Origin of the sequence: Arthrobacter sp. MYb23, from assembly GCF_002979775.1 — a bacterium.
Lineage (GTDB): Bacteria > Actinomycetota > Actinomycetes > Actinomycetales > Micrococcaceae > Arthrobacter.
On the sequence record NZ_PCPR01000002.1, the window covers coordinates 359,347 to 384,467 of the forward strand.

Consider the following 25,121-nt stretch of genomic DNA (forward strand, 5'->3'; position numbering starts at 1 on the left):
CATCACTTCTGATTCGGCGAAGGAGACTCCATGAAGATCGCGGTTATGGGCACTGGAATGGTGGGACACGCTCTCGCCGGGAAGTTCGTGGCCCTGGGGCACGAGGTCATGATGGGCTCGCGTGAGTCCGGCAACCCGAAAGGCTTGGAGTGGGCCCGCATTTCAGGTCCACTTGCCCATGCGGGCTCCTTTGCGGAAGCGGCTGCACGTTCGGAGCTGTTGGTTAATGCCACCCCGGGTACGGTGAGCTTGGCTGCCTTGGCAGAAGCAGGCGAGGCGAATCTCAAGGGCAAGATCCTCGTGGATGTCTCCAATGCCTTGGATCCAACAAGTGGTTTTCCGCCCTCCCTGACCGTGTGCAATACCGATAGCATCGCGGAGTCCATCCAACGGGCCTTCCCTGAGGTACGAGTGGTCAAGACCTTGAACACGGTCAGCGCTCCGGTGATGGTGAACCCTGGGATGCTCCCCGGACCACACGACATTTTCATGGCGGGAAACGATGAGACGGCTAAGACAACTGTGTCCGGGCTCCTGCAGGCATTTGGCTGGGCGCCCCATCACATCAGGGATCTGGGTGGACTCGATGCCGCCCGCGGCCTGGAGATGTGGCTACCACTGTGGCTTCGTATTTTCATGCAACAGCCTCACGGAAAGATGTTCAACATTGGCATCGTCTCCGAATAATGTCGTCTAAAACGGCGAAGACACGCCCTCCGCTTATGAGGGACGTGCCTTCGCATTTTCTGACTTTACTGGAACGCTTTAGCCACCTAACAGGGAGCGGTGCGCTTCCCGCCGTCGTGCTTGTTCATCAGGGTCCGGCACCGGCAGCGAGGCGATGAGCCGCTTGGTGTAGTCGTGTTGAGGTGAGCCCATCACCTGGTTACCAATCCCCTGCTCCACCAGCCGTCCCTTGTACAGCACGCCAACCCAGTGGGACAACATGTCCACTACTGCGAGGTCGTGGCTGATGAAGAGCGCCGCGAAACCGTACTGCTCCTGGATGTCCTTGAACAGGTCCAGGACTTTCGCCTGCACCGAAACGTCAAGGGCGGATGTGGGTTCGTCGGCGATCAACAGGCGCGGGTTGAGCGCAAGCGATCTCGCCAGGGAGGCGCGCTGCCGCTGCCCACCGGACAGCTCGTGCGGGTACCGTTCCGCGTACGACGCCGGCAGCTGGACTGATTCGAGCAGCTCACCTACCTTCTTCCTCGCCTCAGCGGCGCTTGGCCGGGTGTGGATCAGCAGCGGTTCGGCGACGCACTCGCCGATGGTGAGGTGCGGATTGAAGGAGGCCGCCGGATCTTGGAACACGAAGCCGATGTCCTTGCGAAGCGGACGGAAGGTGCGCTCCTTGAAGTCCAACATCTCGTACCCGAGGACCTTAAGACTGCCCCCTGTGGTCCGTGTCAGGCCGGCAATGGCCCGGCCGATGGTTGATTTTCCGGAACCGGATTCACCCACCAACCCAAAGACCTCATTCTCGGACACCGTAAAGCTGACATCATCCACGGCCTTGAATCCGTGCCTGCCGAATCGCCCGGGGTATTCGATGGTGAGGTTCTTCGCCTCCACCAGGATTTTGCCTTCCTGATGGAGCCGGCCCCGGGCGCCCTCGGAGGCAGAGTTTCGTCCGAGGTGCGGCACAGCGGCCAGCAACTTCTTTGTGTACTCCTGCCGGGGTTCGGCAAAAAGGATCTTTGCGGGGGCCTCCTCCACAACATCGCCCTGGTACATGACCACAACCCGGTCGGCCAGATCCGCCACAACACCCATGTTGTGGGTGATGAGCACGATCGAGGTGCCGTAGTTGTCCCTCAAATCGCGCAGGAGCTGGAGGATCTCGGCCTGGACTGTGACGTCCAAGGCCGTGGTGGGCTCATCGGCAACGATCAGTCCGGGGTTGAGCGCCAACGCCGCGGCTATGACCACGCGTTGCTTCTGGCCACCGGAGAACTGGTGTGGATAGTAGTTGACCCGCGTTTCAGGGTCAGGGATGCCCACCTTGCGAAGTGCCTCGGTTGCCCTTTCCTTGGCTTCCTTGGCGGAGACGCGCCGTCCGTCCGTGGAGTGTGCCCGGATGCCTTCGGCAATCTGCCAGCCCACGGTGAAGACCGGATTCAGCGCCGTGGAGGGCTCCTGGAACACCATGGCCACATCGCGGCCACGGATTTTGCGGAGGGTGGATTGGCTGACGCTAATGATGTTGTTGCCATTGATCACCACGGCTCCGGAGCTGATGGCTGTTTCCGGAAGCAGGCCCAGGATGGTCTTGGCCGTCACCGTTTTGCCGGAACCCGATTCACCCACGATGGCCACAACTTCACCGGCTCCAACGTTCAGGCTGACATCTTTGACAGCATGAACGTCCCCGCCGTCAGTGGCGAAGGTGACTTGGAGCCGGTCAATAGTGAGTACCGGCTGTTCGGTGCCTGTCCGGTCTGCGACGTTTCCCAGGTTGGTGGTCATGACTTCCCTGCCTCTGCCGGGTTTGCCGGCGATTCTGGTCCTGCCTGTGTAGCCCGTACTGGTGTTCGGCCCGCGCGTTTGCGGCCACGGATCCGGGGGTCGTTGAGGTCGTTGATGCTTTCGCCCACCAAGGTCAGCCCCAAGACGGTCAGAACAATGGCAATTCCGGGGAAGACCCCGGTCCACCAAATGCCGGATGAGGTATCAGCCAGTGCTTTGTTGAGGTCGAAACCCCATTCAGCCGCTGACGTCGGCTCGATCCCGAAGCCAAGGAACCCCAGTCCTGCAAGTGTCAGGATCGCTTCGGAGGCGTTGAGGGTGAACATGAGCGGCAGGGTCCGGGTGGCGTTCTTGAAAATGTGCCGCCCGATGATGCGCGCACTGGACGCCCCCAGGACCTTGGCTGATTCCACGAACGGCTCGGCCTTGAGCCGGATGGTCTCTGCACGGATGACCCGGAAGTATTGAGGCACAAAAACCACGGTGATGGAGAAAGCACAGGAGAAGATGCCGCCCCAGAAGCTGGATTGCCCGCGGCTGATCACGATGGAAATCACGATTGCCAGGAGCAGGGTTGGAAATGCGTAGATGGCGTCTGCCACGACCACCAGGATCCGGTCCAGCCAACCTCCGAAGTATCCGCTGAGAAGCCCAAGGACCACACCGAGGAACAGGGACATGGCCACGGAGACGATGATGACTGTCACGGCGGTTTGGGAACCCCAAACCACCCGCGACAGGACGTCGTAACCGCCAACGGTTGTTCCCAGAAGGTGCTTGGCGCCCGGAGCTTCCTGGGTGGGAAACGAGCCGGAGTCATCGCTGAGCTGGGAGTATCCACAGGGAGCAAGGAGGGGGGCGAAGATGCTGGTCAGCAGGAAGATTCCGCTGAGGACTACACCCACAATGAGCATGCCCCGCTGAAGGCCGACGCTCTTTTTCAGGTGGCTGATCACAGGAAGCCGGGAAAACAAGGGCTGCTTAGGCCGGGTCAATTGAGGAGTGCTCATGGTCAGTACCTCACTCGGGGGTCGATGAGCGCGGCAATGATATCCACGATGAAGTTGGTGACGGCGACGATGATGGCCAGCAGCACCACGATGCCTTGGACGGCCACGAAGTCACGGGCGTTCAAGTACTGCACCAATTGGTAGCCCAGGCCCTTCCACTCAAAGGTGGTTTCGGTGAGGATGGCGCCGCCAAGCATCAGGGCAATTTGCAGGCCCATGACGGTAATGATGGGAATCAGTGCCGGTTTGTACGCGTGCTTGGTCACCAGCCGGAACTCGCTGACGCCCCTTGAGCGCCCTGCCTCGATGTAGTCCTTTCCCAAAGTTCCGATCACATTGGTGCGGACCAGGCGAAGGAAAACACCTGCGGTGAGTAAGCCGAGTGCGATTGCCGGGAGGACTGCGTGGGAAGCAATGTCACCAAGTGCCGTGAAATTTCCACTGCGCAGCGCATCCAGCCAGTAGATACCGGAGGGCGCTGCCAGAGCACTCATGGTGAGTTCCGTACGCGTGGAGGCACGGCCAGCTACCGGGAACCAGCCGAGCCAGACGGAAAACGTCAGTTTGAGGAGCAGTCCCGAGAAGAAAACCGGGGTTGCGTAGCAAAGGATGGCGAAAAACCTCAACAGGGCATCGGGGGTCTTGTCCCGGTGCTGGGCGGCGATAAGCCCGAACGGGATACCGACTGCAAGAGCCACGATCAGTGCGTTGATGGAGAGTTCGAGGGTGGCTGCGCCGAAGGTGGTCAGCACCTCCAGTACAGGGCGCCGGTCAGTGATGGTGGTTCCGAAATTCCCGGTGATCAGCTGGCGAAGATACTCGAAGTATTGAACCAGCACCGGACGGTCATACCCGGCGTCGTGGATGCGTTGGGCCAGGACGTCCGGGGGCAGGCGTCCGCCTTGGGATGCGGTGATGGGATCTCCAATGACCCTCATCAGGAAGAAGACCAGTGTTACCAAAATAAAGACGGTGGGAATGATCAGGAAGAACCTGATCACGATGTACCTTCCCAGCCCTCCCCCGGCTTTGGACTTGCTCTTGGGAGCAACGATGCCGGGCTCCGCCTCGGGAACCTCAATAAGTGTTGTCATGTGTTACCTGCATTTCCTGCCCGTGGATTGCGCGGGGTTGTCTCATGCGTGCCGGCCACGTTGGTGGTCAGCAAAGGAGGCGGGACACCGGATCAGTGTCCCGCCTCCCTACTCATCACGAAGGTGCGGTTACTTGGAAATTACGCCCAGGCGGAACTTGAAGGACGGATCCAGGGTCTTCTCGACTCCGTTGACGCCGCTTCCGGCTACCGCCACCTGCGCACCCTGAAGCAGGGGCAGTGTGGAGATGTCCTTGGCGAGGGCGGTCTGAACTTCCTTGATGGCCGCTTCACGCTTGGTCTTGTCCGCTTCGGTGAGTTGCTTGCCGATGAGATCGTTGACCGTTGCGTTGTTGTAGTGGTTCTTCAGGAAGCCGCCCTCGGGGAAGAACGGGGTGAGGTAGTTGTCGGCATCGCTGAAGTCCGGGAACCAGCCAAACTGGAACAACGGGTATTCGTCAGCACGGCTGGCCTTGCTGTATGTGACCCATTCAGTGGACTGCAGGTTCACCGTGAAGAGCCCGGACTTTTCCAGCTGCTCTTTGACCATGGCGTACTCATCTCCGGAGGATCCACCGTAGTGGTCCGGGTTGTACTGCAGGTTCAGGGCCACGGGTTCAGTAATGCCAGCGTCCGTCAGGACCTTCTTGGCCTTGTCCAGGCTGGGCTTTCCGTCATCTCCATAAGCATCCTTGAAGGACTCGCTGGCACCGAGGAATCCGCTGGGAACATTTGAGTACAGGGGCAGGTAGGTGCCCTTGTAGACCTGGTCAGCGATCGCTTGCCGGTCAACCAAGTTGGCAATGGCCTGGCGAACGGCCAGTGCCTTCGCTGCGTCCGCGCCGGCCGCTTTGGTTCCATAGGGCATGGTGTCGAAGTTGAAGGTGACGTAACGGATCTCGCCACCCGGACCGGTGAGGACCTTGACCTTGGAATCTTTACGGAGATCATCGATGTCCGTGGCACTGAGGCTGCGGAAAGCAACGTCAATGGCTCCTTGCTGGATTTCCAGCTTCAGGTTGGTGGGGCTGGCGTAGTACTTGATGGTGGCTGCATCGTTGGCCGGTTTGCCAAGAGCACCTTGGTAATCGGCGAAGGCCTTGAAACTGACGAGCTCGTTCTTCTTATAGCTGTCAATCGTGTACTGGCCGTAGAACGCGTTTTCCTTGATGATCTCGTCGTCTGCAAGGATCTTGTCGGCCGGGAAGACTTCATCGTCCACGATCGGCGCGGCGGGGCTGCTGAGGATCTGGCTGAACGTCTGATCATTGGCGTTCTTCAACTTGAAGACCACTGTGGTGGCGTCCGGTGTGCTGACGCTCTCGATGTTGGTCAGCAGCGAAGCCGGCCCAGCGGGGTCGTTGATTGCCACCTGCCGATCGAAGGAATGCTTCACGTCCTTGGAATCCAAGGTGTGCCCGTTGGCCCACTTGAGCCCGGACTTGAGCTTGACTGTGTACTCCGACGGCGCCGTGAACGACGACGATTCGGCGAGGTCCGGAACGGGTTCCGCACCTCCGGGCTTGGAATTGAGCAGGAATGAGTAGACCTGGTTCATCACCATAAATGAACCGTTGTCATAGGATCCTGCGGGGTCCAGCGACGTGACTTTGTCAGTAGTGCCGTAGGCGATGGGGCCCGCGGCCGCCGGAGCGGAGGATGAGCCGCCGCCGGAGGGTCCCGTGCATGCCGTCAAGGCGAGCGCGGAGATGCCCGCCAGCGCGATAACGCCGTGCAGGGCCTTCTTGTTCAGTGCCATCTGGTGAACCTTCTGTTCGATGGATTCGGCACGCCGCCGTGGGATATTTGTGACGGAGCGCACTCTTGATTCCACGATTCAACCAGATTTCGAAGGCCGCGAACCCCTTATCTTGTGATTTGAGACACAAAATTTACTTTCCAGTAGGTTCCGCTGCAGGGCCCCTGGCTCTTAGAGGACTTCCCGCTGAAGGGACCGGGCAGCATCAATGGTTGCCTGTCCCAGGACACGGCTGCCCTGGTAGAGAACAACGGTCTGCCCCGGGGCCACGCCGCGCAAGGGATCCGTCAACGTGACCACGAGCTGGGCCCGCTCAACACCGGAATCATCAGCGACGGCCTCCACCCGGGCGACCGCTGGAACGGGATCGCCATGAGCCCTGACTTGGGCATGGCAGTCGAACTCAGCGCCGCTGGCAACCTCGGAAATGGGCAAACCGGCCCACGAAACCTTGATGCCTCGGATCTCGTCGATTGCCAGCAAGGCTTCCGGCCCCACAACCACTTTGTTTTCCTTGGGACGGATCTCCAGGACGAACCGCGGCTTGCCATCTGCCGCAGGGGTACCCAGCTTGAGGCCGCGTCGCTGCCCCACGGTGAAGGCGTTGGCGCCTGGGTGTTCGCCAACCTTGGCACCGGTTTCGTCAACGATGTCCCCGGTGGTCATGTCGATCTTTTCGGCCAGCCAACCGCGGGTATCACCGTCGGAGATAAAGCAGATGTCGTGGCTGTCCGGCTTGTTGGCCACGGACAGACCCCGGCGTTCCGCCTCGGCACGTACTTCAGCCTTGGAAGGAGTGTCCGCCAGCGGGAACATGGAGTGCTTCAGTTGCTCGTGGGTCAGGACACCCAGGACGTAGCTCTGGTCCTTGGCCCAATCTGCGGCGCGGTGGAGTTCCCGGTTCCCGTCGGCGTCTTCGATGACCTTGGCGTAGTGTCCGGTGCACACGGCATCGAAACCCAGCGCGATGGCCTTCTCCAGAAGGGCGGCGAACTTGATCCGCTCGTTGCATCGCATGCAGGGGTTGGGCGTCCTGCCCGCGGCGTACTCGTCAATGAAGTCCTGGACGACGTCTTCCTTGAAGCGCTCGGAGAAGTCCCACACGTAATACGGAATTCCCAGGACATCGCAGGCACGCCAAGCATCGCGCGAATCTTCGATGGTGCAGCAGCCCCGGCTTCCCGTGCGCAGTGTGCCGGGCATGCGCGATAACGCAAGGTGGACTCCGACGACGTCGTGTCCGGCCTCCACGGCCCGGGCTGCGGCCACGGCGGAGTCAACCCCGCCGCTCATTGCTGCAAGTACTCGCATGCTGGCTTTCTGTCTGTGGGATTTGGAGCAACCGATCCGGCTGGGAACAGCCGGCGTGCCCGTCTATTCTAGCCTGCTTTACCATCCGCCCTAAAACCCCGTCAACCAGAATCGGGTTCAGAAAGCAATCAAAGTGTTTGCCGGGCTACAGTCGCCGCTGTCTGAATGCTTGATTCGTGACCAGCCATTCCTGCCTGCTGCGCCCTCAGGCACGCCTCGGGAAGTGCCGTGAGGAGCACCTCCACATCCGCATCGGTGGATTCATGGCCCAAGGTGAAACGCTGGGCGCCACGGGCTGTGTCCTCATCCAGGCCCATGGCCAGGAGGACATGCGAAGGCCGGGGCACGCCGGCCGTGCAGGCCGAACCGGTAGAGGATTCGACGCCGGCCAGGTCCAAGAGGAAGAGCAGTGAGTCTCCCTCGCAACCAGGGAAGGTGAAATGAGCGTTTCCGGGCAGCCTCCCGTCACCGGGGGCACCTCTGAGCACTGCGTCAGGAACCGACTCGCGAACACCGCTGATAAGACGCTCGCGCAACAAGCTCAGGCGCTCCCGCTCAGCCGCGAGGTTTGCCGTGACAGCTTGCGCCGCAGCGGCGAAGGCAGCGATCGCGGGGGTATCCAGCGTTCCCGAGCGAACGTCACGCTCTTGGCCGCCTCCGTGCTGTACAGGAGTCAGTTTCACTGCCCTGCCCAGGAAAAGGGCACCAACCCCCACAGGCCCACCAAGCTTGTGCCCGGAGACGGACATCGCAGAGAGTCCGGAACCACGGAAATCCACAGGGATCGATCCGAAAGCCTGGACGGCGTCGGAGTGAACCGGGATTCCGTGCGGCTTCGCGAGCTCCACGATCTCCGTAACGGGCTGGATGGTGCCGACTTCATTATTGGCCCACATCACGGTGACCAATGCTACTGATCCGGGGTCGCGTTCAATTTCCTGCTTGACTGCCTCGAGCCGGACCTTCCCGTCGCTATCCACGGGAAGCCAGACAACATCTGCGCCTTCATGCTTTTCAAGCCATTCGACGGTATCCATGACCGCATGATGCTCGACGGCGGAGCACAGGATGCGGGTCCGCCGAGCATCTTCGTCCCGTCTGGCCCAAAAAAGTCCCTTGACTGCCAGGTTGTCAGCTTCGGTACCACCGGAGGTGAAAATGACTTCGGAGGGATGCGCCCCGGCTGCAGCCGCAAGCGTCTCCCTGGCGTCCTCTACTGCCCGCCTGGCGCGGCGACCTGCGCCGTGCAGCGACGAAGGGTTGCCGGTACGCGCCAACTCGCGCGTCATGACAGCGAGCGCTTCGGCCGACAGGGGCGTGGTTGCAGCATGGTCAAGGTATACAGGCACCCTCTAATTCTACCGACGCAGTCATTCAGGCAGCGCCGGGTACTCAGGAGTCGTGGTGCAGGCGGTGATGCGTGCGCATCCATGCCCCCGCATACCGGGGCATGATCAGGACGGCGGGACCACGACGAGCTGCGCCAAGGTCTCTGCACGCGCGGCCGCCAAGGTGGTGTCATCCGGGCACGACAGGGAAACATACACCGAGGACGCGGGAGCGCTGAATAACCTGGCCAGGACAAGGGCCGGCTTGCCACCGGATGCTGCCGACGATTCCAAGCTAAGGAACTCCACGCTGTGTTGCGGTTTATCGGAGCCTTCTCCCCAACGCAAGGACGCCGGTTTCAGACCATCCAGCTCACCTGCATTGAGGTACGTAAACAGTTCCTTGGTTGAAGCAGCATCGTCGCCTGCAACCACCAGTGGGCCCTGATTCACGCTGACCCGGACAGCGAGTGTGCACCCGTCCGTCTTCTTGTATCTGTTTTCACCCTGCATTGCGGAGTGAACCACCGACCATCCTGGAACCTCCTCCAACCGCGTGGAAACTGTCACGGGGTCCCCCGGGGCCAAAGTGCCTCCGGCCGTCAGCGGCAAGTCCTTCGCAGCCACCGCGGCCGCGTCGTGTCCAGGAGTGATGGTGGGGGTTGCCAGCGTGGATACCGACGGCGACGGTTTAGGTGCTGCGGGGTCGGGAACATTGACGCTGCAGCCAGCCAGCAGAACACCAGCGGCTCCGATGGCAACCAGACCGGCCAGTCGTCGTCGAACGTTGCTCGCCACTATGTCTCCTTGCCGTGCGGTCTGAAATATGGTGTCGGAACCGTGCCGACCGACTCGCCGCACACTTCCCGCGGCCTGTCACCGCGATCGAGTCTAGCTGCCCGCCGCAGCGGGGCTCACTATGCGAGAACCCACAAACCCGCAGGAACCACATCGACGTCCACAGGCAATTCAGCGATGCGCTCGCCGTCCGCGTAGGCCACCACTCCTGCGGCCTCCAAGCGCACCTTGCGGACGCGCCTGATTTCCACGGCGGGATGGCTGGTGTGCTTTCCGGCGAAAACCTTGGGAAACACAGCCAGGAAACGGAGCCTGGACAGGGGTTTGACCACAAACATGTCCAGCCAGCCGTCATCGGGCACCGCCTCAGGGGTGATCTTCATGCCCCCGCCAATGAACTGTCCGTTGGCCACCGAAATGAGCAGGGCGGGCTGAAACCAGGTCACGTCATCGGCAGTGACGGTGTAGGTAATCCGGCGGAAAGAGCCCAACTCCCTGAGCATCGCAAGGTTGTAGCGGCTCTTCCCCCGGGGCCAGCTCCACGAATTGGCCCGCTCGTTGACCGCTGCATCAAACCCGGCGGAGAGGACGCCAGCGAAGTACGTCGTCCGGTTGCCTGCGGTAATCCTGCCGGCATCAATCCTGCGCCCCCCGGTTTCCAACGCATCCAGCAATCGGCGGCACGCGGCCTTGGTGTCCTTTAGAGGCAAAGCCAACAGCCGCGCCACATCATTGCCCGTCCCGCCGGGAACGATGCCCAGGGGGATGTCCAGCCCGGCGAGCGCATTGACGCCCAGATGAACCATGCCATCGCCACCCACCACTACCAACGCCTTCAGCCCGGTTGCCAGCGTCCGGTCCACTGATCTCCGCAGGGCGTCATAGTTTTCAGCTTCAAGCACGACGACGTCCCACCCGGCGGCGCGGATGAATTCTGCGGCCTGGTGCCCGACATTGCGCGTCCGGCCAAAAGAGGCCGCGGGATTAACGGCAACAGCGATTTTCATCGGCCCGATGTAGGGTTTCTCGGCCGCCGGAGGTTTCACAGCCTGAATTATGCCAGCGGGAACCACAGGCCCCGTTACCGACGTTCACATAGTGGCTGGATAAACTTGCCAGTACCGCATCTCTTCAGAGACGCGACCATCACCCTAGAGAAGGGCCCGTGCTTGGCCGAGGGCAGCAGTTCGCACTATCAGGTTCTCCGAGTTTCCGTCACCGCTACGGACAAGGAGATCAAAGTGGCCTACCGCAAGGCTGCCCGGAAAGCCCACCCCGATCACGGCGGAGAGGCGGAGATGTTCCGGCGCGTGACCCTTGCGTACGAAACTCTCATTGATCCCCAACGCAGGGCCGACTACGACCGCAGGTACGCCCGAGGCGCCTCCGAGGTGAGCCAGCCTCGACCCGGCGATTACACAGGCACTGCCGCGCCAGGTCCCTCCGCCACGACAAACGTCAAACGACCCCAGGCCCAGCGCAACACTGCCGGGGATCCCGCCGTCTATGTTCCCCCGTTTGACGATCCCAACGAGGTTCCTCTCATCTCAGCGGCGGAAGCGGCCCAACAGGTCCACGGACTCCCCCGCAAGAGGGGTATTTTTGGGGCCGAGGCCCGCATCCAGCGCGAAATGCGCACGGTGCAGCTCATCAGCCGCCAAGTCCTGCCCGCCATACCCGCAGCCCGGCTCATCAATGGGCTGCGCTCACCGTCGGACAACAATCACATAGACCATGCCGTCCTGTCCGGCTATCGGCTGGCATTGGTCGGTTCCATGCTGCTGCCCAAAGGCGCCTACGCATGGGACGGCCAGTCGCTGCGCCACGGCGGCCGCTCGGTGGCTCCTCCACAGCTGGCCCACATCGTGCGGCACATGCAGGACCTCTTTCCGGAACTCAATGTCACCGGCTGGGTGGTCCTTCACAGTCCGGACGGAAATCTTCACGAACCTGTCATTGACCAGTACGGCAAGGGGCAGTCGAGCAACAAGGCAGTGGAGGTAGTCAACGCTGCAGGGCTGGTGAGGGGACTGAAGCAATTCCTTAGTTCAGGTCCCGCGCCAAACACCGTTGTAGTGCCTGTTTTGGCCCGCCTTCTTCGAGGAATGCACTAAGCGCGGCTACGCTGCGTTTGCCTTCACCCGGGGATCGGCGGCCGGTCCAAGGGCTGACTAAGATGGGACAGTGTTCCGCATCCTCTTCCACACCCCAGAAATCCCGGGCAATACGGGCAACGCCATCCGCTTGGCCGCCATCACAGGGGCTGAGCTCCACTTGGTGGAGCCCCTCGGCTTCGATTTTTCCGATGCCAAGCTGCGTCGGGCCGGTCTTGACTACCACGATCTCGCGGTAGTCACTGTGCACAAGGACATCGACGCCGCCTGGACTGCCCTTAAGCCCGAGCGCGTTTTCGCCTACACCTCGGACGGCGAGACCTCATACACGGACATCAGCTACCGCGAGGGGGACGTCCTCATGTTCGGCCCGGAATCCGTGGGCCTTCCGGACTGGCTCAAACAGGACCCGCACGTCACCGCCCGCGTTCGCCTTCCCATGAAGCCTTCCCTGCGCTCACTGAACCTCGCCAATGCTGCATCGATCGCTGTCTTTGAAGCCTGGCGGCAGAACGGATTTGCCGGCGCCAAGGTGTAGCCCATCCAACGGCGTCGCAGCACCGAATACCTTATGCAGGACAACTCCTGCCTTGGACATTCGTTGAGGGAGCCTACGTGAGCGCGCTGCAGACCAGGGTGATGGCACCAAGCCGATACACCGCCGCGCCCGCAACGCAATGCGGTTGTGCTGCAGGTTTCAAACGGGAAGACATATGCTGGACGGTGATGGACACCCCCAACAACCCAGGCCCCCCGGTTTTCGAGGCCACCGGCAGCGCGACAGACTTGAACTCGCAGCTGACTGCTCTGCTTGACCTCATGGCAGCAGGCGATCAGCAGGCTTTTGCTGAGTTCTACCGCCTGACCTCGCGGCGCGTCTTCGGCATGGCCAGGCGCGTCCTGATCGATTCTGACCTCAGCGAAGACGCCACCCAGGAAGTGTTTATCCAGGTATGGCAAGGCGCTGCAAAGTTTGACCGCGCCGCAGGAACCCCGCTTGCTTGGCTCATGACCATCGCTCATCGACGGGCCATTGACCGGGTCCGCGCCGTACAAGCGGCAACAGACCGGGAAGCCAAATACGGCGCGGCGAGCCAAGACCCGGACCGCGATGTCGTCGCGGAAGAGGCCGACACGAACTTTGAGGCGGAGGCGGTCAGCAGATGCCTCGGCACGCTGACGGACACCCAGCGTGAATCAGTCCGGCTCGCTTACTACGGCGGACTGACGTACCGGGAGGTCGCCGAGCACCTCGGCGCAGCCGTCCCGACCATCAAGTCCCGCATCCGTGATGGACTCCTGCGACTGAAGACCTGCCTGGGGGTGGGTTGATATGAGCGAAAACACCGGTGGAGGCTTTATCCGCAGAATGTTTGCCAACGACATCGCTACCGACCTCGCCGAGGGCAGAGTCCTCGAGCTGGCGGAAATCTACGCCCTGGACGCCCTAAGCGACCACGAGCGGGCCATGATCGACGACTACATCAAGGACGCCCCGGAACGTACTGAGTTCCTGGACCGGGTCCGCGAAGCCCGCGAAACTTTGGCCGTCAGCTTTACCCCCGAGGAAGAACCGCCCGCAGGACTCTTCGACAACATCCTGGAGCGCATCACCAAGGATGCCGCTGCCCAGCCCGTCGCAGAGCCGGTGGCGCCCACGGTGGCATGCCCCGCCGTCGACGACCTCGCTGCCGCCAGGATGAGGCGCGAGAAACGTACACGCGCCGGTGGCGCGCGCCGATGGATCATCGGCGCCGCGGCTGCAGCCGTGATTGCCCTCGGTGGGATCGGAGTCGGCACCTACGTCACGGCACAAAACGACCCCGTCAACCAGGTGCTGCAGGCCCAGGATGTCCAGAAGAAGTCTGCGCCCGTTCCCGGCGGTGGTACAGCAACCATCTCAGCATCATCGGCGAAGGATTCCTTCGTGGTTCTGATGGATGGCGTTGCGCCAGCTCCGGAAGGCAAGGTCTACCAGTTGTGGACCCTTCCCAAGGACGGCTCTGCCCCGGTGCCGCAGGGCACCATGGATGCCCAGACACTGTCCAAACCGGCCGTCGTGAAGGGCCTGGCGTCAGCTTCGTCCGTAGCCATCACCGTGGAACCCGCGGGCGGATCGAGCGCCCCCACCACGGACCCCGTTTTGGTGGTCGGGCTCAGCGCCTGACGCTTGACGCTCCAACGTACGACGGCGGCCGCCCCCTCAAGGGACGGCCGCCGTCGTACGTTCTTCGGTTGCTTCCGCAGCTAGACCACAAGCGAAAGAAGCATCACAAAGCCGAAGCCCACCACGGAGATCAGCGTCTCCATCACGGACCAGGTTTTGAAGGTCTGCCCAACGGTTAGCCCGAACAACTCTTTGACCAACCAGAATCCGGCGTCGTTGACGTGGGACAGGAACAAGGAACCTGCGCCAATAGCCAAAGCCAACAGAGCTGCGTGCGTCGGGCTCAGGCTGCTGGCAAGGGGTGCAACAATGCCGGCCGCCGTCACAGTGGCCACTGTTGCTGAACCCGTAGCCAGGCGCAGTGCCACTGCCACGAGGAAACCGAGCACCAGGACTGACATGTTGGCACCCTCGGCCCACTTCTTGACGGCATCACCCACTCCAGCACCGATCAAGGTCTGCTTGAAACCGCCGCCGGCACCCACGATCAGGAGGATGGCGGCAATGGGACCCAGGCTTTCACCCAGTTTGGCCGTGATCTTGCTGCCCGTGAAGCCCACCGCATATCCGAACGTTCCGATCGCCAGAAGGACTGCCAGTGTCATGGCCACCAGAGGCTGGCCCACGAAGTCGAAGAAGATCCTGATCGCCGGCGCCGTCTCGGGGTTCGGCCAGATGATGCCGCCCAAGGCCTTCAACAGCATGAGAACCACCGGGAAGATGATGGTCAAAAGGGTCACCATGAAGGACGGCTGGCGTTTAACTTCGCTCATATCAACCGCGTGTTGGGTGTCGATGCCACCGGCTACGGCAGGAGCGTCGACGGGGACCCACCGGGCAGCCAACCTCGAGAAAAGCGGACCACAGATGATGACAGTGGGGATCGCCACCAGGATGCCCAAGCCGAGCGTTGTTCCCAATTCGGCTTTGACAGCACTGATCGCGATCAGTGGTCCCGGGTGCGGCGGCACCAGCCCGTGGAGGACCGACAGTCCAGCCAGCGCCGGGATGGCGATGCGCATCAGCTTCATCTTGGATCGCTGGGTCACCAGGACGATCACCGGAAGCAGCAGGACGAGCCCGATTTCGAAGAACATCGGCAAGCCGATGATCACAGCCACGAGAGTGATCATCCACACCAGCTTGTTTCCGTTGGCCTTCGCCAGCAGGGTGTCCACCACACGGTTGGCCCCGCCGGAGTCAGCCAGCAGCTTCCCCAGCATGGCTCCCAGCGCAATGAGCAGGCCGACTTCCTTGAGGACTCCCCCAACACCATCCTCGAAGTTGGTGATGACCTTGCCCAGCTCCACTCCTGACGCCAGGCCAACAAAAGCCGAGCCCAGAACCAGTGCAAGGAACGGATGCAGTTTGAGTTTGGCGATCAGCACCACAATCACGGCAATGCCGAGGGCGGCCACCACCAGCAACTGGGTGTCATGCGCCGTCCATTCCTGTACCTCTGTGGCGGCCTCCAGGAACCTCACGATGCGTTCGTTTCGGAACCGGCAACTACAGGGTGCAGGCCGAGGCGTTCAATGACCTCGTCCGCTTCTTCGGCGGGCGACGCCGAAACACACAGGGAGATGTAGCTCTCGTCCTCCGTTGGTTCTTCGAGTGCGTCGAACTGCGATTCCAGGAGCGACGGCGGCATGAAGTGGCCATGCCTGGAGGCGAGCCGATCCGAGATCTTGTCCTTGCTCCCCTGCAGGAAGACGAAAACAACGTTTTCGCCGCGGAGCACATCGCGATACTTCTTCTTGAGTGCCGAGCACGTAATGATTGCCGGAGTTCCGGCATCCGCGCGCTCACGGATCCAGTCCGAGATGATGCCCAGCCAAGGCCAGCGGTCGTCATCGCTGAGAGCCAGCCCCGACTGCATCTTGGCCACGTTGGCCTCTGGGTGCAGGTCGTCGCCTTCGGCAAGATCCCATCCAAGTTTCCCGGCGAGAACGCCGGCCACAGTCGACTTGCCGGAACCGGAGACTCCCATAATCACCAGTACGGGTTGTTGCGCAGTCTTCGCCATCAAAGTCTGCCTTCCTCGAATAAATATGATTTAACCGAGATCAAGCATATGACACGGGTTACACCACGGCAACGTTAGAAGCCTGCGATGGTGGTGGATCCGTTGACGGCAACTACGTGGAAGAACTCAGCGCTCGCTCCGTCAGGCAGGCCGGCCCGCTCACCATTGCCCAGCATCATGGCCCTGACCACGCGTTCCATTCCCTCGATATCGGGGTGCTGGCTCGCATGGACCCTGATGGCATCAAGCTTCGCGTCGACATGATCCGAAACATCCACAGCGTGGTTCTCCCTGGACTCCGGGCTCGAGATAAACCACAGCCACGGCAGCTTGTAGGCCTGAAGTCCGGCCTCAGCCAGCTCCGGGTAGGCGAAAGGATTCTCCACTGCCGGATAGACCGCCCGGGTCACGGCTTCCCCCGCTGCAAGGTGGTCGGGGTGGCTCTTCTGCAGGCGGTCCCAGTTCCGTTCCGGGTGCATGGTCAGCACGATGTCCGGACGGACTTCGCGAATCAGCTTCACTATCTGCTTGATGACGCCATGTGTCGGTTCCAGGTACCCGTCCCGCTCGTGAAGGTAGCGGATATCCGTGACACCCACCAGAGCAGCTGCACGCTTTTGCTCCTCAGCCCGCAATTCGATGATCCGTTCGCGGTCCAGGGGGTCGAACCCGCCGGCATCGCCGTCGGTCATGATGCAATAGCTGACCTCGACGCCGGCAGCCGTCCAGGCCGCGATGGTCCCTGCTGCACCAAAATCGATGTCGTCGGGATGGGCAGTAAAACAAAGCACCCGCTCAACGCGCTCCGTGGAGGCGTCGAACGGGCTCTTTGCTGACGTGACGTCAGTAGGCAAAGGGATCAGCCTTTCCGCTTCTGGATTTCGGCAGTGGCCTGCGGGAGCACCTTGAAAAGATCCCCGATGATGCCGTAGTCCGCAATCTCGAATACAGGAGACTCAGCGTCCTTGTTGATGGCCACGATGACCTTGGCGGTCTGCATGCCCGCCTTCTGCTGGATGGCTCCCGAAATGCCGGCCGAGATGTACAACTGCGGGGACACCGTGACGCCGGTCTGGCCAACCTGTGCATCATGGCCAATCCACCCTGCATCGGTGGCAGCGCGGGATGCACCCACAGCTGCACCCAAGGCGTCCGCGAGCTCCTCAACAGGCCCGAAGTCGCCATCCACGCCGCGGCCGCCGGCCACGACGATCCTGGCCTCGCTGAGGTCCGGCCGTCCGCTGACAGGCTTCTCGGTGCGGGCCGCGATGCGTGCGGAGTTCGCCAGGCCCTCGGCAGGAACCTCAACCGTGGCCACTGCTGGCGCCGATGCAGCACCCGCGGGCGCAGGTTCCACGTTGTTGGCCTTGACAGAAAGAACGGTCACCGGAGTAGTGGCTTTCGCGGTGGTGTTGTAGGAGCCCGCCAGCACCGACTTATGCGCAGTGCCGTCAGCTTCAACGCCCACCACGTCTGTAATGACGCCGGCGTTGAGCTTGATGCCAAGCCTGCCCGCGATTTCCTTGCCCTCCGGTGAATTGTCCACCAGGACGGCCGTAGCTCCGGACGCTGCCACCGCAGCTGCCAGGTAGGCGGCCTTCGGCCCCACCAAGTAGTTGTCGAGGTCCTCCACTGACGGCTGGTAAACCGCCGTGGCGCCATACGCACCCAAGGTGGCGGCGACGTCGTCGTTCAACTCGCCGGTGAAGGCGACGGCGGTCTCCCCCAGCGAGCGGGCGATGGTCAGGAGCTCCAGGCTGCTCTTCTTAAGAGCCGCTCCCGGGTTGTCAATGAAAACAAGTGCATTTGCCATGGTTGGAGTCCCCTTTAGAGCAGCTTCTGTGCGGCGAGGAAGTCGACCAGCTTGATGCCGGCGTCGCCGTCGTCGGTGATGATGGTTCCTGCTGTCCGCGGTGGGCGGGCCTCCGCAGACTCAACCACTGTCCATGAGCCGGCCAAGCCCACCTGTGAGGCGTCCACACCAATGTCAGCCAATGACAGGGCGGCGATCTTCTTCTTCTTTGCCGCAAGGATGCCCTTGAAGTTGGGATAGCGCGGCTCGTTGATCTGGTCCGTGACAGACACAACTGCAGGGATCTGGGCTTCCACAGTTTCCGAGAAGGCTCCAGCGTCGCGGCGGGCGCTGACCTGTCCGCCCGATACCTCAAGACTGGAAGCGAACGTGACCTGCGGGAACTGCAAGCGCTCGGCAAGCTGGGCCGGGATGAGCGAAGTCTCGCCATCGGTGGAAGCCATGCCCGTCAGGACCAAGTCCACAGGGCGGCCATCGGCCGAGATGTGGCGGATGGCAGCGGCAAGCGCCAGCGACGTTGCGGCAGCATCCGAACCAGCCAGAGCGTCGTCGCTGAGGTGGACACCGGAATACGCGCCGATTTGTAGTGACTTCTTCACGGCATTGACCGCACCGGACGGGCCCATGCTCAAGGCAATGACCTCATTCCCGGCCTTCGGTCCGCCGCGCTCCTCCGCCAGCTGGAGGGCTGCCTCGAGGGCGTACTCGTCCAATTCAGACAAGATGCTCTCGTCACGGTCGGTGGTGTTGCCAGGGCCGGTGATATGCCGATCGAACTGGGCGTCCGGGACGTGCTTGACCAGAACGACAATCTTCAATGTCTCTTCCACTGTCTTCGAAGCAGCCTTCCATGCTTGTGGACGGCCAAACGCAGCAGCGTGGCCGTGGATTGCCCAGCGCGTGGGCTCGTCCTAGCTAAGCATATTGCCCTAAGAAAACCACTCCCAGCGTTAAGCCCTGTTTCAGCTACGCGCGATGCTTTTTGCGTTGGCACCTTTCAGGCCTGGGCATCGCAAACGACGGACGGCACCTGTGTGAGGTGCCGCCCGCCGTCGAGTGCTATGGAGCAGTTTGGACCTTACTGTTGTGCGGCGTCGAGGGTGACCTCAACCTCTTGAGTCTGGCCACCTCGCTGAATGGTGACCTTGACCTTGGCCCCGGCCGGCTGCTCCCGGACGGCCGCAGTCAGCTGGTTGGGGTCACTCACTGCATAGTCGCCGAACTTGGTCACCACGTCACCAACTTTGAGTCCAGCCTTGGCTGCAGCCGAACCCGAGGTCACTGAGGCAACCTCCGCACCCACCGAGAAGCCTGAATCGCTGCCCGTGGAAGACTTCGACCGAACAGACACACCAAACTGTCCGTGGCTGGCCTTACCGGTTTCGATGATCTCTTGCGCCACGCGCTTTGCATGGTTGATGGGAACACTGAAACCGACGCCGATGTTGCCGCTGGACGATTCGGACGTTCCGCTGCCTGCCGACGCGATGGCCACATTGACGCCGATCACTTCGCCCTTGCTGTTCACCAGTGCGCCACCGGAGTTACCGGGGTTGATGGCGGCATCAGTCTGGATGACGTTGATGGCAATTGAGCCTTCGTTGGCAGTGCTCTGGCTCTGGCCACCATTAGGCGGTGCGAACTGGAAGCCTTCGTCGCCGCCCTGGCTCTCATCCGGAGTACCCTCCGGCACAGCAGAAGACGCAACACTGATAGTGCGATTAAGCGTGGACACGATGCCATCAGTCACAGTGCCGGTGAGGCCCAAAGGCGAACCGATGGCGACGGCGGTGTCCCCCACGTTGATCTTGGACGAATCACCGAGCGTAGCCGGGACCAGGCCCGAGGCATCGCTCACCTTGATGACTGCAAGGTCTGACAAAGGATCCGTGCCAACCACGGTGGCTTTGAGGACCTTGCCGTCGCTGGTACGGACCTCGATGGCGGCGTTTGCGGTGGCACCATCCAGCGTGACCACGTGGGTATTGGTGAGGATGTGGCCTTGGTCGTCCAGGATGATGCCGGAACCCGTGCCACCCTCGTTTCCGCTGGTTGCCTTGATGGTCACGACGCTGGGCGAGGCTTTGGCAGCCGCAGCGGTAATGACGTTGACGTCGTCTTTGTTGTTCACGATCACAGTGCTGGACTGTCCGCTTGTTGAAGCGGCCGGGGCGGGGTTGTCCCACAGTGCGTTGCTGCCGGCCACTACGCCGCCACCGATCAGACCCGCCGCAAGCATGCTTGCCACGAGGGTGCCCACTCCGAAGGCCGGCTTGCGTTTGGTGCTGACGGCAGAAGAATGACCGGGGGCTTGGTGTAGCCCGGGGCCGTTATGACCCTGCGGGTTTTGGAATCCTTGCTGGTGATGGAACTGGGAGGCAGCATTGCCGTTGTCTCCCGGGTTCGAGCCACCGTAGAACGGCTGGTGCTGCGGGTAGCTCGGGCGGTGAGCCGGGTCATGCTGCTGGGGAGCGCCGTAGTACTGCGGCTGCGGCGGCTGGGCTGCGGGAGGCTGGAAGGCAGGCAGCGGAGTAGTGGGCTGAGCCGGGTTTTCCGTCCCGGCTCCCTGTCCGGAAGTCCAGGCAGGCTGCTGTGGGGTGGCGCCGGCGTCGCCCTGCTCCGCCGTGGTATCCCGCGGCTCTGATGGCTCGCGGTTCTCTGGTGCATTGCCCTGCGCTGGGTTCTCCGTCATGGGTCTTCCTTTCGTCCTCGTCTTCAACAACTATGTACCCAATAACTGGAACAAAAGCGGACGTTCGCTGGGAGCTTCCTGAAAGAGACAGCCACCACGTCCCCACAGGTCAAAAGGACACTCAACGCCTCAACAATCCAGCTCTCTCCTATATTTCGCTGGTGGCATATTCACCCCTGTGGACGGGTTGGGGGGTGCACCATAGAATCAAGAGGAATTGCCACAGCGACCTGCGGCTTTACACCATGCGTGGGGGCGCTGAGCATTCTGTGACGATTGGTACGCCTTGTTCCAGTCGCAGACGTGCTGAAGGGTTGCACATGCGGTCAATAGTAAAACGCGTACTCGCCGTGATCGGCCTGGCAGGAATGTTGGCCCTCCCGGCCACCTCCGCTTGGGCTGAAAGTCCGGTAACACTGGATCCCACCACCAAGATCGTGGACTCCGCGGGCGTGCTCGGCGGCGACAAAGCCAAGGTCCAGGAAGCCATTCAGAAGCTTGGCACCGACCACGCAATGACATTGCACGCTGTGTTCGTCAAACGGTTCGAGAACCCCACCGACCGTGTCCAGTGGGCTGAAGAAGTGGCGAAGAAGGCGCAGCTCGGGCCGAACGCTCTAGTTCTCGCCGTAGCAACGGACACACGGCAGTACCAGCTGAGCAAACCCAACAACAGCAAAATCACCAACGCGCAACGGGACACGATCACCAGCAAGGCCATCGATCCTCAGCTGCGTGCAGGTAACTACGCCCAGGCTGTCATAGACGCCGCTGCCGCCATCGGGGACGCCGCAGGCGGAGGAAGCGGAACCGTACCCAGCGGCAACGCCGGTGTTGGCGTCCTCGTTGGAGTCGGTGTAGTAGCGGCAGGTGGCGCAGGGACGTATCTCTACTTGCGGAACCGTCGCAAGAAAGGCAACACCAAGGCCGTCAGCGCGAGTTACGGACCCCAGGGTGAACAGCTTGACCCCTTGGCCGGCCTGACCATCCCAGAGCTGCGGCAGAAGAGCGGTTCGCTGTTAATCGAGGCGGACGACGCCATCAAGTCCAGCGAGCAGGAACTCGGCTTCGCCCAAGCCCAGTATGGTGACTCCGCGATTGGCAACTTCACCAAGGCCTTGGAAGAGGCGAAGGGCCACATGACGGAGTCCTTCAAGCTACAGCAGCAGCTGGATGACCACATTCCCGACACCGAGGAGCAGCAGCGTAGTTGGCTCGGCGAAATCATTCGCCGCTCCGAGGCCGCTCTGGCATCTCTGCGGGATCAGAAGGCTGACTTCGACTCCTTGCGCGAGCTTGAGAAGAACGCCCCCCAAGCCTTGGCAGCCGTGACTGCGGGAGCCAGGGAAGCCGATGCAAAGATCGCCAGCGCGGAGCAATCACTTGAGGGTTTGCGCGCCAAGTACGCCGATTCTGCGTTGACTCAGGTCTCCGACAACATCCTGCAGGCCAAGGAGCGGCTCGCATTCGTTCAGAACGCCGCCGCCGCGGCCCAGGAGAAGTTGGCTGCGGGAGAGAACAGCCTGGCTGCAGTTGCGGTCCGCGCCGCCGAGGAAAGCCTGCACCAAACCAACGTACTGATCGATGCCATCTCCAAAACGGCCGGCAGTTTGGATGAGGCCCGCGCGTCCTTGGAAGGCGCCGTGGCGGAGACCAGCCAGGACCTCGCTCAGGCCAGGGCCATGATCCAATCGGGCGAGCACCCCGAACTTGCCGGCCCCGTAGCCGGCGTGGAAGCAGCCTTGGCACAGGTGAAGACCGAAATCCAGGGTGGGAAGATCGACCCCATCGCTACGCTCAGCCGTGTGGAGTCGGCCCACCAGGCCCTGGACCAGTCCTTGTCCGGTATTCGCGACCAGCAGGAGCAGGCCCGCCGGGCACAGGCATCGCTGCAGCAGACCATCATGGCTGCGCAGGCCCAAATCAGCGCGACGTCCGACTACATCACCGCCCGCCGCGGTGGCGTGGGCACAGAGGCCCGAACGAGGTTGGCCGAAGCTCAGCGCAATCTCGATTACGCGCTGTCCATCTCCCGCAATGATCCCGTCACGGCGCTAACCTACGCCCAGCAGGCGCATTCACTTGCTGCCCAGGCGGCGCAGCTTGCACAGTCCGACGTCGACCAGTTCGGCTATGCCGACCAGGGCCAAGGCTACGGACGCGGCGGCTGGGGTGGCGACGGCGGCGGCGGAGGCGACTTCTAGCCCGACAGACTAAGTGGGGTCCATGCCCCGCATAGAAGCGGTACAACAACTGATCACTGATTTCAGTGTCACCACTGAGCAGGACGAAAGGCAACACCATGGTTAAGCAGTCCATTTTCGGTCGGATCTCACAGCTCGCCAAGGCGAACATCAACGCCTTGCTGGACCAGGCTGAGGATCCGCAGAAGATGCTGGACCAGATGGTCCGCGACTACACGAACAACATTGCCGAGGCCGAATCAGCCGTGGCCCAGACCATCGGCAATCTTCGGATGCTGCAGGCGGACTACAACGAAGACGTCAAGAACGCGCAGGACTGGGGCAACAAGGCCCTGGCAGCTTCCCGTAAGGCCGATGAGTACCGCACGGCCGGCGACTCCGTTGATGCCCAGAAGTTCGACAACCTTGCCAAGGTAGCCATCCAGCGTCAAATGACTGCTGAGTCCGAGGCAAAGGCCGCGGAACCGAGCATCGCTTCGCAGACCGAGGTAGTGGACAAGCTCAAGACCGGGCTTGACCAGATGAAGAACAAGCTCAACCAGCTCACCGCCAAGCGCAACGAACTGGTGGCGCGCTCAAAGACTGCTGCGGCGCAGACCCAGGTGCACGATGCCCTCAAGAGCATCGACATCATGGATCCCACCAGCGAGGTGGGCCGCTTCGAAGAGAAGATCCGCCGTGAAGAGGCCAAGGTCCTGGGCCAGCAAGAGCTCGCAAGCTCCAGCCTGGACGCCCAGTTCAACCAGCTTGAAGACCTCGGCGAGCAGACAGAAATCGAAGCTCGCCTTGCAGCACTCAAGTCGGGTGGCTCCAAACCCGCCATTGGAGCTGGCGCTCCTGCCTCGACTGGCGCAACCATCGAAGAAGCCGACTTCGACAAGCTCTAAGAATCGCTTGGACAGACTGTCCTGACGTACTGCTGAATCACGAAACGGGCCGGATCCTGAAGGGGATCCGGCCCGTTTCTTTAAAGATCGTTTATTAGTCGTCGTTACCGCTATACCGCGCCAGGGCCTGCGGACTCCTGCGCTGGGCTCGCGTCCGTGGCCACTTCGGCCCGGATCTCAAATCCCTTGGGATGGAAGTACGTTACGGTGCACTCCAGCACCTCTCCGTGGTCACCGAGCGTGGTGCGCTCCAGACGCGGCACCATGGCGAACCCACGGACGTTCAGGGCGTCTGCCAGGTGTTCGGGTGGGGCATGCATGGTGACCGTGATTTCCGCCCGCTGCAGTGGCTTCAGCGTACGGTCCTGGATGACCTGGTAAATGGAGTTGCGTTCGGCATCCGCCAAACTGATGTGGCGCCCAATGTGAGAGGGGATGAAGATCTCCGCAATCGCATAGGGCCAGCCGGCACTCGAATAGGAGCGGCGTATCACCAGGACAAGGTTGTCCTCGGAAACCAGCTTTGCCGGCACCGAGCCATCCTTTTCCATCCATTTGTATTCAATGAGGCCCTTGACGGTCTTCATCCCTGCAGCAGTGAATGTCTCCATGAAGGGCGCCAGGCGGTTCAGCATCTTCACCGGACGCTGGGCCATCACGAAAGTACCCTTGCCCTGTCGCCGGACCAAGAGACCTTTCGCTACGAGCCTTTCGATCGCCTTCCGGACCGTGGTGCGGCTGATGCCGTAGGAATCCATCAGGGTCTCCTCGGTGGGTATCCGGGACCCCGGCTCCAGCCGGCTGACTTGATCTGTCAGTACGTCAGCCACCTGTTGGTACACGGCAACCGGACCGTCCCTCTGAAGGTCTTCACGCTTGAGGCCAAATCCATAGTCTTCGTTGACCATTGAGCTTCCCATCTATTTCTTGCCTCAGCGAATCCGGGTTTGATGCTAGCACCGGGATGACCGTGATGACTTAAACAAAAGATCCGGATCAGTAATTACTGATCCGGATCTTTTCTCCAGTTGCGGGGACAGGATTTGAACCTGTGACCTCTGGGTTATGAGCCCAGCGAGCTACCGAACTGCTCCACCCCGCGTCGCAAGAACAACTCTACCGCACCCACCCGGGTGCTTCTGACCAAATGGCAGCTAAGGTGCCGCAGATCACTCCGCACCCCAAGCCTCGCCTTAGCCGCGTCCGCGGGCCAGAATGTGATTCCACATCGGGCCACCGACGTGGCCGCCACATCCGTACGCTGAACCTGCGGCATGGTGAGCCTAGGTCTTGAGGGCATCCCAGATGTTGAGGGCAAAACAAAAGGTCCGGATCAGTAGTAACTGATCCGGACCTTCTTCTCCAGTTGCGGGGACAGGATTTGAACCTGTGACCTCTGGGTTATGAGCCCAGCGAGCTACCGAACTGCTCCACCCCGCGTCGCAAG

Annotated in this window: 22 protein-coding genes and 2 tRNA genes; 7 read left to right on the forward strand and 17 right to left on the reverse strand. The window is 61.6% G+C overall.

Annotated features, from left to right (window positions below; translation table 11 throughout):
• Nucleotides 1-30: 30 nt before the first annotated feature.
• Complete coding sequence (locus tag CQ020_RS04080; protein WP_105690667.1) at nt 31-687, forward strand: NADPH-dependent F420 reductase; 657 nt, start codon at nt 31-33, stop codon at nt 685-687.
• A 78-nt stretch (nt 688-765) separates the two neighbouring features.
• On the opposite strand, the gene CQ020_RS04085 is transcribed toward CQ020_RS04080, so the two are convergent.
• From CQ020_RS04085 to CQ020_RS04120, 8 genes are all read right to left on the reverse strand, one after another.
• Nucleotides 766-2,472, reverse strand: a complete 1,707-nt coding sequence (locus tag CQ020_RS04085) for an ABC transporter ATP-binding protein (protein ID WP_105690668.1) — start codon at nt 2,470-2,472, stop codon at nt 766-768.
• Nucleotides 2,469-3,482, reverse strand: coding sequence for an ABC transporter permease (locus tag CQ020_RS04090; RefSeq protein ID WP_105690669.1), 1,014 nt, complete (start codon nt 3,480-3,482; stop codon nt 2,469-2,471). Before CQ020_RS04090 ends, CQ020_RS04085 begins: the two co-directional genes overlap by 4 nt.
• 2 nt (nt 3,483-3,484) lie before the next feature.
• Nucleotides 3,485-4,576 carry an ABC transporter permease gene (locus CQ020_RS04095; protein ID WP_105690670.1) on the reverse strand — a complete coding sequence of 364 codons (1,092 nt, stop codon included), beginning with the start codon at nt 4,574-4,576 and terminating at the stop codon, nt 3,485-3,487.
• A gap of 129 nt (nt 4,577-4,705) precedes the next feature.
• Entirely contained in the window at nt 4,706-6,334 is a 1,629-nt protein-coding gene (locus CQ020_RS04100) for an ABC transporter substrate-binding protein (RefSeq protein WP_105690789.1), read from the reverse strand.
• A 171-nt stretch (nt 6,335-6,505) separates the two neighbouring features.
• Complete coding sequence (gene mnmA / locus CQ020_RS04105; protein ID WP_258141716.1) at nt 6,506-7,627, reverse strand: tRNA 2-thiouridine(34) synthase MnmA; 1,122 nt, start codon at nt 7,625-7,627, stop codon at nt 6,506-6,508.
• Nucleotides 7,628-7,773: 146 nt separating this feature from the next.
• Nucleotides 7,774-8,994, reverse strand: coding sequence for a cysteine desulfurase family protein (locus tag CQ020_RS04110; RefSeq protein WP_105690672.1), 1,221 nt, complete (start codon nt 8,992-8,994; stop codon nt 7,774-7,776).
• 105 nt (nt 8,995-9,099) lie between these two features.
• The gene (locus CQ020_RS04115) at nt 9,100-9,771 is read right to left on the reverse strand and encodes a hypothetical protein (RefSeq protein ID WP_181151743.1); all 672 of its coding nucleotides are present in this window, start codon (nt 9,769-9,771) and stop codon (nt 9,100-9,102) included.
• 119 nt (nt 9,772-9,890) lie between these two features.
• Nucleotides 9,891-10,817 (reverse strand): diacylglycerol kinase family protein, encoded by a 927-nt coding sequence (locus CQ020_RS04120; protein WP_258141700.1) that lies wholly within the window; start codon nt 10,815-10,817, stop codon nt 9,891-9,893.
• A 123-nt stretch (nt 10,818-10,940) separates the two neighbouring features.
• Here CQ020_RS04120 and CQ020_RS04125 point away from each other — a divergent pair, with 123 nt between their 5' ends.
• The 4 genes from CQ020_RS04125 (at nt 10,941) to CQ020_RS04140 (ending at nt 14,052) form a co-directional block, all read left to right on the forward strand.
• Nucleotides 10,941-11,885: a J domain-containing protein gene (locus CQ020_RS04125; protein WP_105690673.1), complete on the forward strand. Its 945-nt coding sequence runs from the start codon at nt 10,941-10,943 to the stop codon at nt 11,883-11,885.
• Between the two features lie 70 nt (nt 11,886-11,955).
• Nucleotides 11,956-12,423, forward strand: coding sequence for a tRNA (cytidine(34)-2'-O)-methyltransferase (locus CQ020_RS04130; protein WP_062066137.1), 468 nt, complete (start codon nt 11,956-11,958; stop codon nt 12,421-12,423).
• 188 nt (nt 12,424-12,611) lie between these two features.
• Nucleotides 12,612-13,217 (forward strand): ECF RNA polymerase sigma factor SigK, encoded by a 606-nt coding sequence (sigK, locus tag CQ020_RS04135; protein ID WP_181151757.1) that lies wholly within the window; start codon nt 12,612-12,614, stop codon nt 13,215-13,217.
• A 1-nt stretch (nt 13,218) separates the two neighbouring features.
• The gene (locus tag CQ020_RS04140; RefSeq protein ID WP_105690675.1) at nt 13,219-14,052 is read left to right on the forward strand and encodes an anti-sigma factor domain-containing protein; all 834 of its coding nucleotides are present in this window, start codon (nt 13,219-13,221) and stop codon (nt 14,050-14,052) included.
• A gap of 80 nt (nt 14,053-14,132) precedes the next feature.
• Here the strand turns inward: CQ020_RS04140 and CQ020_RS04145 are convergent, their stop codons facing one another.
• From CQ020_RS04145 to CQ020_RS04170, 6 genes are all read right to left on the reverse strand, one after another.
• Nucleotides 14,133-15,536 carry a gluconate:H+ symporter gene (locus CQ020_RS04145; protein ID WP_105690676.1) on the reverse strand — a complete coding sequence of 468 codons (1,404 nt, stop codon included), beginning with the start codon at nt 15,534-15,536 and terminating at the stop codon, nt 14,133-14,135.
• Nucleotides 15,533-16,078 (reverse strand): gluconokinase, encoded by a 546-nt coding sequence (locus tag CQ020_RS04150; RefSeq protein ID WP_105690677.1) that lies wholly within the window; start codon nt 16,076-16,078, stop codon nt 15,533-15,535. Before CQ020_RS04150 ends, CQ020_RS04145 begins: the two co-directional genes overlap by 4 nt.
• 74 nt (nt 16,079-16,152) lie before the next feature.
• Nucleotides 16,153-16,932: a PIG-L deacetylase family protein gene (locus CQ020_RS04155; protein WP_105690678.1), complete on the reverse strand. Its 780-nt coding sequence runs from the start codon at nt 16,930-16,932 to the stop codon at nt 16,153-16,155.
• Between the two features lie 5 nt (nt 16,933-16,937).
• Nucleotides 16,938-17,891, reverse strand: a complete 954-nt coding sequence (locus tag CQ020_RS04160) for an electron transfer flavoprotein subunit alpha/FixB family protein (protein WP_105690679.1) — start codon at nt 17,889-17,891, stop codon at nt 16,938-16,940.
• A 14-nt stretch (nt 17,892-17,905) separates the two neighbouring features.
• On the reverse strand, nt 17,906-18,709 hold the full coding sequence (locus tag CQ020_RS04165) for an electron transfer flavoprotein subunit beta/FixA family protein (protein ID WP_105690791.1): 804 nt from the start codon (nt 18,707-18,709) through the stop codon (nt 17,906-17,908).
• A 260-nt stretch (nt 18,710-18,969) separates the two neighbouring features.
• Nucleotides 18,970-20,583 (reverse strand): S1C family serine protease, encoded by a 1,614-nt coding sequence (locus CQ020_RS04170; RefSeq protein ID WP_105690680.1) that lies wholly within the window; start codon nt 20,581-20,583, stop codon nt 18,970-18,972.
• 320 nt (nt 20,584-20,903) lie between these two features.
• Here CQ020_RS04170 and CQ020_RS04175 point away from each other — a divergent pair, with 320 nt between their 5' ends.
• Nucleotides 20,904-22,787, forward strand: a complete 1,884-nt coding sequence (locus tag CQ020_RS04175) for a TPM domain-containing protein (protein WP_258141701.1) — start codon at nt 20,904-20,906, stop codon at nt 22,785-22,787.
• A gap of 98 nt (nt 22,788-22,885) precedes the next feature.
• Nucleotides 22,886-23,674, forward strand: a complete 789-nt coding sequence (locus CQ020_RS04180) for a PspA/IM30 family protein (protein ID WP_024817403.1) — start codon at nt 22,886-22,888, stop codon at nt 23,672-23,674.
• A gap of 110 nt (nt 23,675-23,784) precedes the next feature.
• Here CQ020_RS04180 and CQ020_RS04185 read toward each other — a convergent pair whose 3' ends face one another.
• From CQ020_RS04185 to CQ020_RS04195, 3 genes are all read right to left on the reverse strand, one after another.
• On the reverse strand, nt 23,785-24,582 hold the full coding sequence (locus CQ020_RS04185; protein WP_105690681.1) for a GntR family transcriptional regulator: 798 nt from the start codon (nt 24,580-24,582) through the stop codon (nt 23,785-23,787).
• Between the two features lie 120 nt (nt 24,583-24,702).
• Nucleotides 24,703-24,776, reverse strand: a tRNA-Met gene (locus CQ020_RS04190).
• Between the two features lie 264 nt (nt 24,777-25,040).
• A tRNA-Met gene (locus CQ020_RS04195) sits at nt 25,041-25,114 on the reverse strand.
• Nucleotides 25,115-25,121: the final 7 nt, after the last annotated feature.

Coding starts and splice junctions, on each gene's coding strand:
- CQ020_RS04140 (WP_105690675.1), top strand. CDS start 13,219: ATGAGCGAAAACACCGGTGGAGGCTTTATCCGCAGAATGTTTGCCAAC.
- CQ020_RS04150 (WP_105690677.1), bottom strand. CDS start 16,078: ATGGCGAAGACTGCGCAACAACCCGTACTGGTGATTATGGGAGTCTCC.
- CQ020_RS04090 (WP_105690669.1), bottom strand. CDS start 3,482: ATGAGCACTCCTCAATTGACCCGGCCTAAGCAGCCCTTGTTTTCCCGG.
- CQ020_RS04170 (WP_105690680.1), bottom strand. CDS start 20,583: ATGACGGAGAACCCAGCGCAGGGCAATGCACCAGAGAACCGCGAGCCA.
- CQ020_RS04180 (WP_024817403.1), top strand. CDS start 22,886: ATGGTTAAGCAGTCCATTTTCGGTCGGATCTCACAGCTCGCCAAGGCG.
- CQ020_RS04095 (WP_105690670.1), bottom strand. CDS start 4,576: ATGACAACACTTATTGAGGTTCCCGAGGCGGAGCCCGGCATCGTTGCT.
- CQ020_RS04080 (WP_105690667.1), top strand. CDS start 31: ATGAAGATCGCGGTTATGGGCACTGGAATGGTGGGACACGCTCTCGCC.
- CQ020_RS04100 (WP_105690789.1), bottom strand. CDS start 6,334: ATGGCACTGAACAAGAAGGCCCTGCACGGCGTTATCGCGCTGGCGGGC.
- CQ020_RS04085 (WP_105690668.1), bottom strand. CDS start 2,472: ATGACCACCAACCTGGGAAACGTCGCAGACCGGACAGGCACCGAACAG.
- CQ020_RS04175 (WP_258141701.1), top strand. CDS start 20,904: ATGCGGTCAATAGTAAAACGCGTACTCGCCGTGATCGGCCTGGCAGGA.
- sigK (WP_181151757.1), top strand. CDS start 12,612: ATGGACACCCCCAACAACCCAGGCCCCCCGGTTTTCGAGGCCACCGGC.
- CQ020_RS04185 (WP_105690681.1), bottom strand. CDS start 24,582: ATGGTCAACGAAGACTATGGATTTGGCCTCAAGCGTGAAGACCTTCAG.
- mnmA (WP_258141716.1), bottom strand. CDS start 7,627: ATGAGCGGCGGGGTTGACTCCGCCGTGGCCGCAGCCCGGGCCGTGGAG.
- CQ020_RS04160 (WP_105690679.1), bottom strand. CDS start 17,891: ATGGCAAATGCACTTGTTTTCATTGACAACCCGGGAGCGGCTCTTAAG.